Below are 12,328 nucleotides of genomic sequence, written 5' to 3'. Positions count from 1 at the left end.
CGGCCGGCGTATGTATCGAATGGTAAGCGCCGGCATGGTGTGCGGCGGTATTTGTTAGAATCCTGCCGCGCCCGGCCTTTCCGCCGGGCTTGCCGTATTGCGGATTACCACGCGCTCCGGAATCTTGTATTGATAAATAATAATGTTTTCATTCTTAGTGAGCTTTATTGCGTCCGCGCTGCTGACCTTGCTGGTCATTAAAGAAGCGAAATTACACGGACCAGCGCTGGATTTGGATTTCGGCGGCGTACAGAAAAACCATGCGCATTCGGTGGCCCGTATCGGCGGGCTGTCGATATTCTTTGCCGTCGCAATAAGCGCGTGCATCTCCATTTGGCGGGTGCCGGCCATGACCAGCTGGATGATGTCGCTGATGGCCTGCGCCTTCATCGCTTTCGCCGGCGGCATTGTGGAAGATTATACGGGCCGGGTCAGCCCCATGCGCCGCCTGCTGCTGACCATGATAGCGGCCTTGCTGGCTTATTTCCTGCTCGACGCGCGCCTGGACCGCATCGATTGGCCATTCTCGGTATGGGCGCTGCCGTATATCTGGCTGGCGCTGCCGCTTTCCGTGCTGGCCGTGGCCGGTATTGCCAACGCCATTAATATTATTGACGGCTTTAATGGCCTGGCCAGCGTGGTGACTATCTGCATGCTGCTCTCGCTGGGCTATGTGGCGCTGCAGGTCAACGATATGTTCGTGCTGGTGGCGGCCCTGATGGTGGCCGGCGCCACCGCCGGTTTCCTGGTGTGGAACTATCCGGTCGGCCTGATCTTCCTGGGCGACGGCGGCGCCTACTTTATCGGCTTTATGCTAGGCGAGCTGGCGCTGCTGCTGGTGGTGCGCAACCCGCAAGTGTCCACCTGGTATGCGGCGCTGCTGCTGATTTATCCGGCTTTTGAAACGCTGTTTTCGGCTTATCGCCGCATGTTTGTCCGGGGCAAATCGCCCACCATGCCGGACGGCATACATTTGCACAGCCTGATATTCCGCCGCATAGTGCAATGGGCGGTGGGCCGCAAGGAAGGCCGCGCTTTATTGCGCCGCAATTCATTGACCTCGCCTTATCTGTGGATGTTTTCATTGATGGCGGTTATTCCCGCCACCATGTTTTGGCGCCATACCTGGGTGCTGATGGTCTTCTGCTTGTTGTTTATGACCAGCTACATCTGGTTATATGCGCGCATCGTGCGATTTAAAGCGCCGCGCTGGATGATACGGCACAAGAAACACTAGAAAATTTGTCATTTTGTAGTATATTTCGATCAGAATCATTTACCCAACCACCAAAGGATAAAGTTATGGATCTGACGAATCTGTCTTCGGCTCAATTGCGCGATCTGCAAAAACAGCTGGAGCGCGAATTAAAGAAACGCGAAAGCGAAGACCTGGCGAAAGCCCGCGAACAGATATTGGCGATTGCGCAATCCGTTGGCGTGCCGGTGAAAGACCTGATCGGCGGCGCGGTGCGTCCTAAAACCGGTTCGGTGGCCGCGCGCTACCGCAATCCGGCCGACAGCTCGCAGCAATGGACCGGCCGCGGCCGCCAGCCCAAGTGGGTCAAAGAGTGGGTGGATTCCGGCAAGGCGCTGGACGGCCTGCGTATCTGACGCCCCGGGGCGCTTGGCGCCCCCGTTACAGGTTATACTGACAATGATGTGCCCGCACTTGTGCGGGCCGCTTTTTTATTAAACTTCCGAAATCTCTATGGTCTCCCTGTCTAAATCGATCTTCAAAGCCTACGACATCCGCGGCATCATCGGCAAAACACTGGACGCCGGCGTCGCTAAACAAATCGGCCACGCCTTCGGCCTGGCCGCCGCCGCCAAGGGCGAGCGCAGCGTGGTCATCGGCCGCGACGGCCGCCTGTCCGGCCCCGAGCTGACCGCCGCGCTGGCGCAAGGCCTGCAGTCGGCCGGCGTGGACGTGATCGACCTGGGCGTGGTGGCCACCCCGATGGTGTACTTCGGCACCAATGTGCTGAACGCCAATTCGGGCATCATGGTGACCGGCAGCCACAATCCGCCGGACTACAACGGCTTCAAGATGGTGCTGGCGGGCGAAGCCATCCACGGCGAAGCCATCACCGGCCTGTACGAATCCATCCTGGCCAATGCCGGCAAGGTGGCGGCCGTGCCGGGCGCCTACAGCACCTACGACATCCGCGCCGAGTACCTGGCGCGCATCATCGGCGACGTGAAGATCGCGCGTCCGATCAAAATCGCGGTCGACTGCGGCAACGGCGTGGCCGGCGCCTTCGCGGGCGACCTGTATCGTGGCATGGGCTGCGAAGTGGTGGAGTTGTTCTGTGAAGTGGACGGCACCTTCCCCAACCACCACCCGGATCCTGCCCACCCCGAGAACCTGCAGGACCTGATCCGCGCGCTGCAAGAGACCGACGCCGAAATCGGCCTGGCCTTCGACGGCGACGGCGACCGCCTGGGCATCGTCACCAAGGACGGCCAGATCATCTACCCGGACCGCCAGATGATGCTGTTCGCGCAGGACGTGCTGACCCGCCATCCGGGCGAACAGATCCTGTACGACGTGAAGTGCACGCGCCACCTTGCCCCGTTCATCGAAAAGAGCGGCGGCGTGCCGTTGATGTACAAGACCGGCCACTCGCTGGTGAAGGCCAAGCTGAAGGAAACCGGCGCCCCGCTGGGCGGCGAAATGAGCGGCCACATCTTCTTCAAGGACCGCTGGTACGGCTTCGACGACGGCCTGTACTCGGGCGCGCGCATGCTGGAGATCCTGACCCGCGAAGCCGACCCGTCGGCGCTGTTGAACTCCCTGCCGCAGTCGGACAGCACGCCCGAGCTGCACCTGCACCTGAAGGAAGGCGAGAACTTCATCGTCATGGACAAGCTGCGCAGCGACGCCAAGTTCCCCGGCAATGAGCGCATCATCACCATCGACGGCCTGCGCGTGGAATACGCGGACGGCTTCGGCCTGGCGCGCTCCTCGAACACCACGCCGGTGATCGTGATGCGCTTCGAAGCCGAAACCCCGGAAGCGCTGGCGCGCATCCAGGGCGAATTCAAGCGCGTGATCCTGGCCGCCAAGCCGGACGCCGAGCTGCCTTACTAAAGCACTAAAGCACGATGAAAATTCTGCTGGTGCGCGTCTCCTCCCTGGGGGACGTGCTGCACAACATGCCCATCGTGGCCGATATTGCGCGCCATTATCCGGACGCGCAGATCGACTGGGTGGTGGAGGAGGGCTACGTGAGCCTGGTGCGGCTGAACGGAAGGGTGCGCAACATCATCCCGTTCGCGCTGCGGCGCTGGCGCAAGAGCCTGGGCAAGCCGGAAACGCGCGCCGAGATCAAAGCCTTCTTCCGCACGCTGCGCGCCGAGCAGTACGATTTCGTGTTCGACACCCAGGGCCTGCTCAAGACCGGCATCATCATGGGCGCTGCCCGCGTGGTGAAGGGCGGGCAGAAGGTGGGCCTGGCCAACGGCAGCGAAGGCTCGGGCTACGAAGGCATATCGCGCTTCTTCCACACCAAAAGCATTCCGCTCGACCCGCGCACGCACGCCGTTGCGCGCGGCCGCCTGGTGGTGGGCGCGGCGCTGGGCTACGACGCGAACACCCCGGCCGACTTCGGCCTGCCTGCCGTGTCGCCGTCCGATCCGCGTCCCGATTGGATGCCGGCCGGGCCGTATGTGGTCTACTTCCACGGCACCGCGCGCGACGCCAAGAAGTGGGCGCCGGCCAGCTGGATAGAACTGGGCGCCGCGCTGGCTCCCATGACCATACTGCTGCCCTGGGGCTCGGCGAAAGAAAAGGCCGAAGCCGAAGCGCTGGCCGCCAGCCTGCCCAACGCGCGCGTGCTGCCCAAGCTGTCCATGGCGGACGCGGTGCTGCTGGCCCGCCACGCGGCGCTGGCCGTGGGCGTGGACACCGGCCTGACCCACATCGCGGCCGCCTTCACCACGCCGACGGTGGAAATCTACGCCGACTCGCCGCGGTGGAAAACCGAGGGCAACTGGTCGCCCAAGATCATCAACCTGGGCGACCGCGGCACGCCGCCGTCCGTGGCCGAAGTGCTGGCCGCCGCGCGCTCTCTGCTTTCCGCGCACTGACATGCTGAGACTCTATTCCCTGATATGGTGGCTGGCCATGCCGCTGGTGCTGGGCCGCCTGTGGTGGCGCGGGCGCAAGGAAGCGGGCTACCGCGAGCACTGGAATGAACGGCTGGCCGTCTACCGTCCGCGCGCCGCCAACGACGAGCCGCACACCATCTGGGTGCACGCCGTGTCGGTGGGCGAGACGCGCGCCGCCGAGCCGCTGGTGGACGCGCTGCTGAAGGAATATCCGCGCAGCCGCATCGTCATGACGCATATGACGCCGACCGGCCGCGCCACCGGCAAGCAGCTGTTCGGCAAGCACGGCGCGCGCCTGGCGCAGGCCTATCTGCCGTATGACACCATCACCATGGTGCGCCGCTTCATCCGCCACTTCGAACCGCGCATCTGCATACTGATGGAAACCGAAGTCTGGCCCACGCTGATCGCCGAGTGCGGCAAGGCCGGCGTGCCTGTGGTGCTGGCCAACGCCCGCCTGTCCGAGCGCTCGCTGCGCAAGGCCAAGAAACTGGGCACGCTGATGGCGCAGGCCGCGCGCGGCATCACCCTGGTGGCCGCGCAGACCGATGCGGACGCCGAACGCGTGCGTTCGCTGGGCGTGCAGCAGGTGGCCGTCACCGGCAGCATCAAGTTCGACGTGGTGGTGCCCGCCGCCGCGCTGGCCGTGGGCGCAGGCCTGCGCGCGCAGATCGGCGCCCATGGCGCGCGGCCCGTCATGCTGTGCGCCAGCACGCGCGAAGGCGAAGAGGAACCGATACTGGACGCCTTCCGCGCCGCGCTGGCGGCCGGCACGCTGCCGGCGGAGACCTTGCTGCTGCTGGTCCCGCGCCATCCCCAGCGTTTCGATGAAGTGGAGCAGATGGTGTCGGCGCGGGGCCTGTCCGTGCAGCGCCGCAGCGCGCTGGCGCAGCCCGGCGCCGGCGTGGCCGCTGCCACGCAAGTCCTGCTGGGCGACTCCATGGGAGAAATGTTCGCCTACTACGCCGTCTGCGATCTGGCCTTTATCGGCGGCAGCCTGCAGCCGCTGGGCGGCCAGAACCTGATCGAAGCCGCCGCGCTGGGCAAGCCGGTGCTGATCGGCGAGCACACCTTCAACTTCGCGCTGGTGACCGAGCAGGCCGTGGAAGCAGGCGGCGCCGCCCGCATCGCCAGCGCCGAAGACCTGATGCAGCAAGCCGCCGGCCTGCTGCGCGACGACGTCGCCCGCACCGCCATGGGCCACAGCGCGCAAGGCTTCGCCAACCAGCACCGGGGCGCCACCCAGCGCACGCTGGCCTTGCTGCCGGCCCTGCTGTCCCAGGAAGCGCACGCCTGACATTTGTCATCCCCAACTGGTGTCAGTTTGCGCTGGTGCGGCGATATAAAAAAATCCATACTCGAGGCACTCATCGCCCCGTAGGGCGGGTTAGGCCGGCAGGCCGTAACCCGCCGCAGGGTCCGTACCAACCTGGAGACCCAGTATGAAATCCCGCCATCAATTATTGCTGCTCGCCGCCTTGTGCTCATCGCCCGCCTGGGCCGACACCTGGCTGATCCAGAATGCCCGCGTGTTCGACGGCGAGCGCATGCACGCCAGCCGCTCCGTGCTGGTGGAAGGCGCGAAAATCGCCGATGCCGATTTCCATGGCGCTGCGCCAGCAGGCGCCAAGATCGTCGACGGCAAAGGCCGTACGCTGCTGCCCGGCCTGATCGATTCCCACGTCCACGCCTACCGCCATTTCGAACTGCCGCTGCTGTTCGGCGTGACCACGCAGATCGACATGTTCACCGGCGTCTCCATCATGCAGGACGCCACGCGCCGCATGCGCGAAGGCAGCAACGGCGACCAGGCGGACCTGTACTCGGCCGGCACGCTGGCCACCGCGCCCGGCGGCCACGGCACCGAATACGGCATGGCCATCCCCACGCTGACCAAGCCCGAGGAAGCGCAAGCCTTCGTAGACGCGCGCATCGCCGAAGGCTCCTACTTCATCAAGATCGTCATGGAGGCGGGCCACCCCGGCCGCGCCTTCCAGTCGCTGGATGCGGCCACCGTGAGGGCGCTGATCGAGGCGGCGCACAAGCGCGGCAAGCTGGCCGTGGTCCACATCAGCACCTTGGCGGACGCCCGCACGGCGCTGGAAGCGGGCGCGGACGGCCTGGTGCACCTGTTCCTGGGCGAGCAGATTTCGCCGCAGGACCTGGACAGCTTCGCCAAGCTGGCGCGCGCGAAGAAGGCCTTCGTCATTCCCACTTTCAGCGTCATGGAGAGCATTGCCGGGCTGCCGGCAGCGGACATTATCGGCGACGCATCCGCCGCCGCGCTGCTGAACAAGCTGCAGAAATCCGAACTGGCCAACGGCTACGGCAAGCAGGCCAGGCCCCAGATGATGGCCGCGCCCAAAGCCGTCACGGCCGCGCTGCGCAAGGCGGGCGTGCCGCTGCTGGCCGGCACCGACGCAGGCAACGCAGGCACGCAGTACGGCGCCAGCCTGCACCACGAAATGCTGTCGCTCACGCAGGCCGGGCTGACGCCGGCCGAAGCGCTGGCGGCGGCCACCTCGGTTCCCGCGCAGGCGTTCAAACTGCCGTCGCGCGGCCGCATCGCCAAAGGCTACAAGGCCGACCTGCTGCTGGTGGACGGCGACCCCGGCGCCGACATCGGCGCCACGCGGCGCATCGTCCAGGTGTGGAAGGACGGCGCGCAGGTGACGGGCCTGCGCGACGCGCAGCGCGCCAAGGTGGCGCAGGAACTGCAAGGCACGCCGGGCCAGGTGCTGCCCGCCGACGGCCGTATCAGCCTGTTCAGCAAGGACAAGCTGGCCAGCCCCTTCGGCGCCGGCTGGATGCCATCGAACGACGCCTTCATGGGCGGCAAATCCACCGTCAGCCTGAAGCCGCTAGACGGCCCGGACGGCGTGCTGCAAGTGGACGCCAGCGTGGCGCCCGGCTTCGCCTATCCCTTCGCGGGGCTGGCCTTCATGCCCGGCGCGCAGCCCATGCAGGCGGCCAATCTGAGCGGCGCCAAGGTGCTCCGCTTCCGCGTGCGCGGCGACGGCCAGCGCTACGGCGTCTCCATCATGAGCCAGGGCGGCAATATTCCGGTCAGCCAGCCTTTCACGGCGGAGGCGGAGTGGCGCGAAGTGAGCCTGGCGCTGGACGCCTTCAAGGGCGTGGACACGGCGGCCATCACCATGATCTCGTTCAGCGCCGGCCCCAAGCCGGGCGCTTATCAATTCCAGATCAGCGACGTGCGCTTGCTGGCACAATAAGCGTATTCGATAGGGAGAACGCATGCGGCTGATACGGCGATGGATAGAAGGACCATGGGTACCGCCCCAGGTGGGGCGCGCGCCCTACCTGTGGGTGGCGTCGCTGGCATTCTTCGGCTGGAAGTACCTGTACGTGGATGCCTACGCGCTGGAGTTTGTCCTGCTGGCGCTGACCTTGATCCTGTTCGTGCCGGTCTATTTCGGCAGCTTCTGGTACACCGGGCGCGAGGCTGCGCCCTTCATCGCGGTCTCTTTCGCGCTGGGCGTGGCATGGTCGCCGTTCAATTTCGGCGCGAGCACCTTCTTCATCTTCTCCGCCGCCATGTGCTCGCGCCTGGGCCAGCCGCGCCTGGCTTACGCCTGCCTGGCGGCCATACTGGTTTCCGCCACCGCCCTGGCGATGGCGCTGAAGCTGCCGTTCAGCTTCCTCATTCCCACGCTGGCCACCGGCGCGCCGGTGGGCATCGCCTCCATCATGGACGCGCAGGTGCGCAACTCGCGCAAGCAGCTGCTGCTCAAGCAGGAGGAAGTTGAGCACATGGCGCGCATCGCCGAACGCGAACGCATTTCGCGCGACATGCACGACTTGCTGGGCCACAGCCTGTCGCTGATTACGCTCAAGGCCGAACTCGCGGGCCGCCTGCTGGACCGCGACCCCGCCGCCTGCCGCGGCGAGATCAAGGATATCGAAGCGAGCGCGCGCCACGCGCTGGCCGAAGTGCGCAGCGCCGTCAGCGGCTACCGCGAAACCGGCTTTACCCACGAGCTCGAGCGCGCCCGCGCCGCGCTGTCCGCAGCGGGCGTAACGCTGCATGCGGACGCGCCGTCGCTGGCCATGCCCGCCACGGCGGAGAACGTGCTGGCGCTGGCCTTGCGCGAAGCGGTCACCAACATCCTGCGCCACGCCGGGGCCACGCACTGCGAAGTCAGCCTGGGCATGCAGGGCGGGCTGATCGTGTTCCGCATCAGCGACAACGGCAAGGCGGCGCAGGCCGGGGCGGTAGTGGAGGGCAACGGCTTGCGCGGCATGCAGGAACGCGTGGCGCAGCTGGGCGGCTGGCTGGGCATGCAGTTTGAACAGGGCATGTCGCTGGAGCTGCGGCTGCCAATGGAGCGCGCTGCGCAAGGAGGAAAACCGTGATAGTGATGTTGAACCCCGCAGGTCCGGCAACGCCGCCGGGAGCATGCGCATGATACGTGTGCTGATCGCCGAAGACCAAGCCTTGCTGCTGGGCGCCCTGGCCGCGCTGCTGCGCCTGGAGGACGACCTGGAAGTGGTGGGCCAGGCCCGCAACGGCCAGGAAGCGCTGGCGCTGTGCGGCACGCTCAAGCCGGACGTGGTGCTGACCGATATCGAAATGCCGCTGATGACGGGGCTGGAGCTGGCCGCCGCGCTGCGCGATCAGGGCGCCGCCACCAAGGTCGTCATCGTCACCACTTTCGCGCGCTCGGGTTATTTGCGGCGCGCCATGGCGGCCGGTGTGCGCGGCTATTTGCTGAAAGACGCCCCGGCCGAAACGCTGGCCGCCGCCATCCGCAGCGTGCACGAAGGCGGACGCGCGATCGCGCCCGAGCTGGCGCTGGAAAGCTGGAGCGGCGGCGAGGATCCGCTGAGTGAACGGGAGCGGCAGGTGCTGCGGCTGGCCGGCGAAGGCCGTAGCGGCGCCGAGATCGCGCGCCAGCTGCACCTGTCCGAAGGCACGGTGCGCAACTACCTGTCCGAAGCCATCAGCAAGCTCAACGCCGGCAACCGCGTCGAAGCCTTCCGCCTCGCCCGCGACGCGGGCTGGCTTTGATGCACGTCGAAGCGGTATGCATGCCGTTTGCTATACTCGAAACCTAAAGCGCCAAGGCGGGAGAGCCAATGGATACGATTGCTGAAACGATCAGCCAGGCAGAACTGGTTGAACTGATCCGGCGCGATGCGTTGCGCGAAGCGTCGCTGACCGGCAGGAAAAATGGCTGGCATCTCATTGTGACGATGGACTCCGGGCGGCGCGTGCTGGCTGGACCAGGAGGAAGCGCACAGCTGTTCCCGACGTTGGAAACGGCTGCGGCGCGCATGCACGGCCTGGGGATTACCGCGTTTCGCGTTGACACTGCTGGCGCCAGTTTTGCTCCCGATCCTGCTTACGAAGCCTGGTTTCGCCAGCAAGTCCAGGATTCCCTGGATGATACATCTCCTACCATTGCCCACTCCGAAGTGGAAGACCAGTTTGCCGCTAAGCGCGCTGCGTTAAAACGGAAGATGGCCGGAGGCTAAGCTATGGTTCCGCGCTGGCGAGCAAAGGCAGTGCGGGACCGCGAAAAGCTTTTCGATTTCATTGCAGCGCTTAGCCCTCAGGGCGCTTTGCACGTCGATGTGGAAATTTCACGCGCAGTTGCACTGCTGGCTGGTAGCCCGGAGCTTGGACGCAAAGGGCGGGTGAAAGCGACGCGCGAGTACGTCGTCACGCCCAACCTCATCCTGGTTTATCGCCTTAGGCCAAGCTTCAGATCCTCGAAATCGTGCGCCTGCTAGGCGCTCGCCAGCTTAGTTGAACAGCGTGGGCAGTTCCTGCGCGCGCTTGCGCAGCAGGGACTTGGCTTCGTCGTAGGCGGGGTAGATGCGGCCGACGGCGGCCCAGAATTGCGGGCTGTGGTTCATTTCCAGGATGTGCGCCAACTCGTGCGCCACCACGTAGTCGATCAGCGGCAGCGAGAAGTGGATCAGGCGCCAGTTCAGGCGGATCACGCGCTGCGCCGTGCAGGAGCCCCAGCGCGTGCCGGCCGAGGTCAGTGCGAAGGCGCTGTATTCCACCCCCAGCCGCGCCGCATACAGGTCCAGGCGCTGCTCGAACAGCACCTTGGCCTGCTGCTGCATCCATGCGCGCACGCGCTCCTTGAGCAGGGTCTCCGTGGCGCCCTGCACCAGCCCCATATGCAGCTCGCGCGTGTCGGCGTTGTAGTCGGTGCGGTTGCGGGTGGCCGTGTACAGGCGCAGTTTCAATTCGCCGCCCAGGTAGGGTAGCACGGCGCCGTCTTCCCACGCCACCGGCGGCTTTTCCAGCCGCGCCGCGCGCCGTTCGCGCCGTTCATCGAGCTTGGTGATGATCCAGTGCTGCTTGGCGCGGATGGCGTTGTCGATTTCGGCCACGCTGACGCGCTTGGGCGCGGTCACGCGCAGGCCGTCGTCGTCGATCATGAAGCCGATGGAGCGGCGCGTGGAGCGGCGCAGCGTGTATTCCAGGATGAACTGGCCCACCAGCAGCTGGCGGCGCGGCAGCGCGTCCACCGGCGGCGCTGGCGGCTCGGGCGCGCGCACAGGCACCGGCACGGGCGGCGGGCGCAGCAGATTGGCGCTCGGCGGCGCATGCGCGTCGCCGTTAGCCGAAGGATCAGGCCTTGAAACAGGAACGGTCGGGAAGGGCGGAGCGGCTGGTGTTGCTGGGGATGCGGCGGCGGGTGAAGCAGCAGGTGTCGCGGGTGTGGCAATGGCGGGGCGCGGCGCCTGCCAGGTGGACGGTGCGGGGACGGGCATGGGGGACGACGGCGGATGCATCACCGCCGCATTGGCGGCGGGACCGGCAGGACGCGATGCGGCGCCCGGCGTGCTTTCTCCGAACAGGTCAAGCTGCCCCTCGTCGGCCTTGGCGGCCGGCCTGGCGGCGGTGGCCAGGTCGTCTAGCCAGCGCTGTAGGCGTGGGGCGAAATGACGCGCATTTCTGATTCTATCCACTGTTCCACCTGCTCCATCAGCTCGTCCGGACTGCGTCCTTCCGAGGAAATCGGCTTGCCGACGGAGACCGTCACCTTGCCGGGCTTTTTGATAAATGAATTCTTGGGCCAGCATTCGCCCGAGTTCAGCGCGATCGGCACCACCATGGCGCCGGTCTCGATCGCCAGGCGCGTGCCGCCGCTCTTGTACTTGCCGGTCTGGCCCACCGGGATGCGGGTGCCTTCCGGGAACATGATAATCCACAGGCCTGCCTTCAGGCGGCGCTTGCCGTGCGCGACCACCTGCTTGAAGGCGTTCTTGCCCTGCTTGCGGTCGATGGGAATCATGCGCAGCGCGGCGATGCCCCAGCCGAAGAAGGGAATGTAGAGGATCTCTTTCTTGAACACGAACACCAGCGGGCGCGGCAGGCTGCACAGCAGGAAGATGGTCTCCCACGCCGACTGGTGCTTGGACAGCACCACGGCCGGCGCGTCCGGGAAGTTTTCCCAGCCCTTGATTTCGTATTCGATGCCGCAAATGACCTTGGCGCACCAGATGACGAACACATTCCAGCGCGAGACCACGAAGTAGCGCTTGGCATACGGTAGCGGCGTTGCCAGCATGCAGACGACGCACCAGATGATGGTGGCGATCGCCATGACGACGGCGAATATCAAGGAACGCAGAAACAGTACAGGCTTACCCAATGCGATACTCCAAAATCAAATCAGTTGGCGGCGGCGGGGGATTTCAGCAAATGGTCCACCATGGCCGCCAGGTTGGCGAAGACCATTGTACCGGGTGGCAGGCCGCCCGTGGCATTGGTTTTTTCACCTTTTCCGGTCAACACCAGGTAGGGCGCGCAGCCGCTGATGAATCCGGCCTGCAGGTCGCGCAGCGAATCGCCCACGGTGGGCACGCCTTTCAGGTTGACGTTGTAGCGCTTGGAGATCTCGGCGAACATGCCCGGCTTGGGCTTGCGGCAGTCGCAATTGTCCGCCGCCGCGTGCGGGCAGAAGAAAATCGCCTCGATCTCGGCGCCCACCTGCTGCGCCAGCATGTGCATCTTCTGGTGGATGGCGTTGAGCACCGTCATGTCGAAGTACTCGCGCGCGATGCCGGACTGGTTGGACGCCACCACCACGCGGTAGCCCGCCTGGTTCAGGCGGGCGATGGCCTCCAGCGATCCCGGCACCGGGATCCACTCGGCGGGCGACTTGATGAAGTCCGGCGAATCATGGTTGATCACGCCGTCCCGATCAAGGATGATCAGCTTCATCGCGACGCC

General features: G+C 65.5%; 14 protein-coding genes. 10 read left to right on the top strand and 4 right to left on the bottom strand.

Going from position 1 to position 12,328, the window contains the following annotated elements; genetic code table 11:
* Window positions 1-54: 54 nt before the first annotated feature.
* Entirely contained in the window at window positions 55-390 is a 336-nt protein-coding gene (locus tag GTP77_RS30685) for a hypothetical protein (protein WP_228893815.1), read from the bottom strand.
* Between GTP77_RS30685 and GTP77_RS19575 the strand changes: the two genes are divergently transcribed.
* The 10 genes from GTP77_RS19575 (at window position 350) to GTP77_RS19530 (ending at window position 9,864) form a co-directional block, all read left to right on the top strand.
* Window positions 350-1,237 (top strand): MraY family glycosyltransferase, encoded by an 888-nt coding sequence (locus GTP77_RS19575; protein WP_228893814.1) that lies wholly within the window; start codon window positions 350-352, stop codon window positions 1,235-1,237. The two genes, GTP77_RS30685 and GTP77_RS19575, sit on opposite strands and share 41 nt — an antisense overlap.
* A gap of 65 nt (window positions 1,238-1,302) precedes the next feature.
* Window positions 1,303-1,611 (top strand): H-NS histone family protein, encoded by a 309-nt coding sequence (locus tag GTP77_RS19570; protein WP_161073826.1) that lies wholly within the window; start codon window positions 1,303-1,305, stop codon window positions 1,609-1,611.
* Between the two features lie 97 nt (window positions 1,612-1,708).
* Window positions 1,709-3,091, top strand: a complete 1,383-nt coding sequence (locus GTP77_RS19565; protein WP_161073825.1) for a phosphomannomutase/phosphoglucomutase — start codon at window positions 1,709-1,711, stop codon at window positions 3,089-3,091.
* Window positions 3,092-3,105: 14 nt separating this feature from the next.
* Complete coding sequence (gene waaC, locus GTP77_RS19560; RefSeq protein WP_161073824.1) at window positions 3,106-4,089, top strand: lipopolysaccharide heptosyltransferase I; 984 nt, start codon at window positions 3,106-3,108, stop codon at window positions 4,087-4,089.
* A gap of 1 nt (window position 4,090) precedes the next feature.
* Entirely contained in the window at window positions 4,091-5,407 is a 1,317-nt protein-coding gene (gene waaA / locus GTP77_RS19555; protein ID WP_161073823.1) for a lipid IV(A) 3-deoxy-D-manno-octulosonic acid transferase, read from the top strand.
* 145 nt (window positions 5,408-5,552) lie between these two features.
* Window positions 5,553-7,343: a CIA30 family protein gene (locus tag GTP77_RS19550; protein ID WP_161073822.1), complete on the top strand. Its 1,791-nt coding sequence runs from the start codon at window positions 5,553-5,555 to the stop codon at window positions 7,341-7,343.
* A 22-nt stretch (window positions 7,344-7,365) separates the two neighbouring features.
* The gene (locus tag GTP77_RS19545; RefSeq protein WP_161073821.1) at window positions 7,366-8,484 is read left to right on the top strand and encodes a sensor histidine kinase; all 1,119 of its coding nucleotides are present in this window, start codon (window positions 7,366-7,368) and stop codon (window positions 8,482-8,484) included.
* A gap of 49 nt (window positions 8,485-8,533) precedes the next feature.
* Window positions 8,534-9,139, top strand: a complete 606-nt coding sequence (locus GTP77_RS19540) for a response regulator transcription factor (RefSeq protein ID WP_161073820.1) — start codon at window positions 8,534-8,536, stop codon at window positions 9,137-9,139.
* Window positions 9,140-9,207: 68 nt separating this feature from the next.
* The gene (locus GTP77_RS19535) at window positions 9,208-9,606 is read left to right on the top strand and encodes an antitoxin PaaA2 family protein (RefSeq protein WP_161073819.1); all 399 of its coding nucleotides are present in this window, start codon (window positions 9,208-9,210) and stop codon (window positions 9,604-9,606) included.
* 3 nt (window positions 9,607-9,609) lie between these two features.
* A complete protein-coding gene (locus tag GTP77_RS19530) occupies window positions 9,610-9,864 on the top strand; it encodes a type II toxin-antitoxin system RelE/ParE family toxin (protein ID WP_228893808.1) in 255 nt (84 codons plus the stop codon).
* Window positions 9,865-9,876: 12 nt separating this feature from the next.
* Here GTP77_RS19530 and GTP77_RS19525 read toward each other — a convergent pair whose 3' ends face one another.
* The 3 genes from GTP77_RS19525 to gmhB all read right to left on the bottom strand — a co-directional run bounded on the left by GTP77_RS19525 (window position 9,877) and on the right by gmhB (window position 12,319).
* Window positions 9,877-11,061 (bottom strand): M48 family metallopeptidase, encoded by a 1,185-nt coding sequence (locus GTP77_RS19525; RefSeq protein ID WP_228893807.1) that lies wholly within the window; start codon window positions 11,059-11,061, stop codon window positions 9,877-9,879.
* On the bottom strand, window positions 11,007-11,699 hold the full coding sequence (locus GTP77_RS19520) for a lysophospholipid acyltransferase family protein (RefSeq protein ID WP_161073877.1): 693 nt from the start codon (window positions 11,697-11,699) through the stop codon (window positions 11,007-11,009). Before GTP77_RS19520 ends, GTP77_RS19525 begins: the two co-directional genes overlap by 55 nt.
* 68 nt (window positions 11,700-11,767) lie before the next feature.
* Window positions 11,768-12,319: a D-glycero-beta-D-manno-heptose 1,7-bisphosphate 7-phosphatase gene (gene gmhB, locus GTP77_RS19515; RefSeq protein ID WP_161073818.1), complete on the bottom strand. Its 552-nt coding sequence runs from the start codon at window positions 12,317-12,319 to the stop codon at window positions 11,768-11,770.
* Window positions 12,320-12,328: the final 9 nt, after the last annotated feature.

Origin of the sequence: Pseudoduganella aquatica (assembly GCF_009857595.1) — a bacterium.
Classification (GTDB): Bacteria; Pseudomonadota; Gammaproteobacteria; order Burkholderiales; family Burkholderiaceae_D; genus Rugamonas; species Rugamonas aquatica_A.
This window is presented reverse-complemented; position numbering and strand designations above follow the sequence as displayed.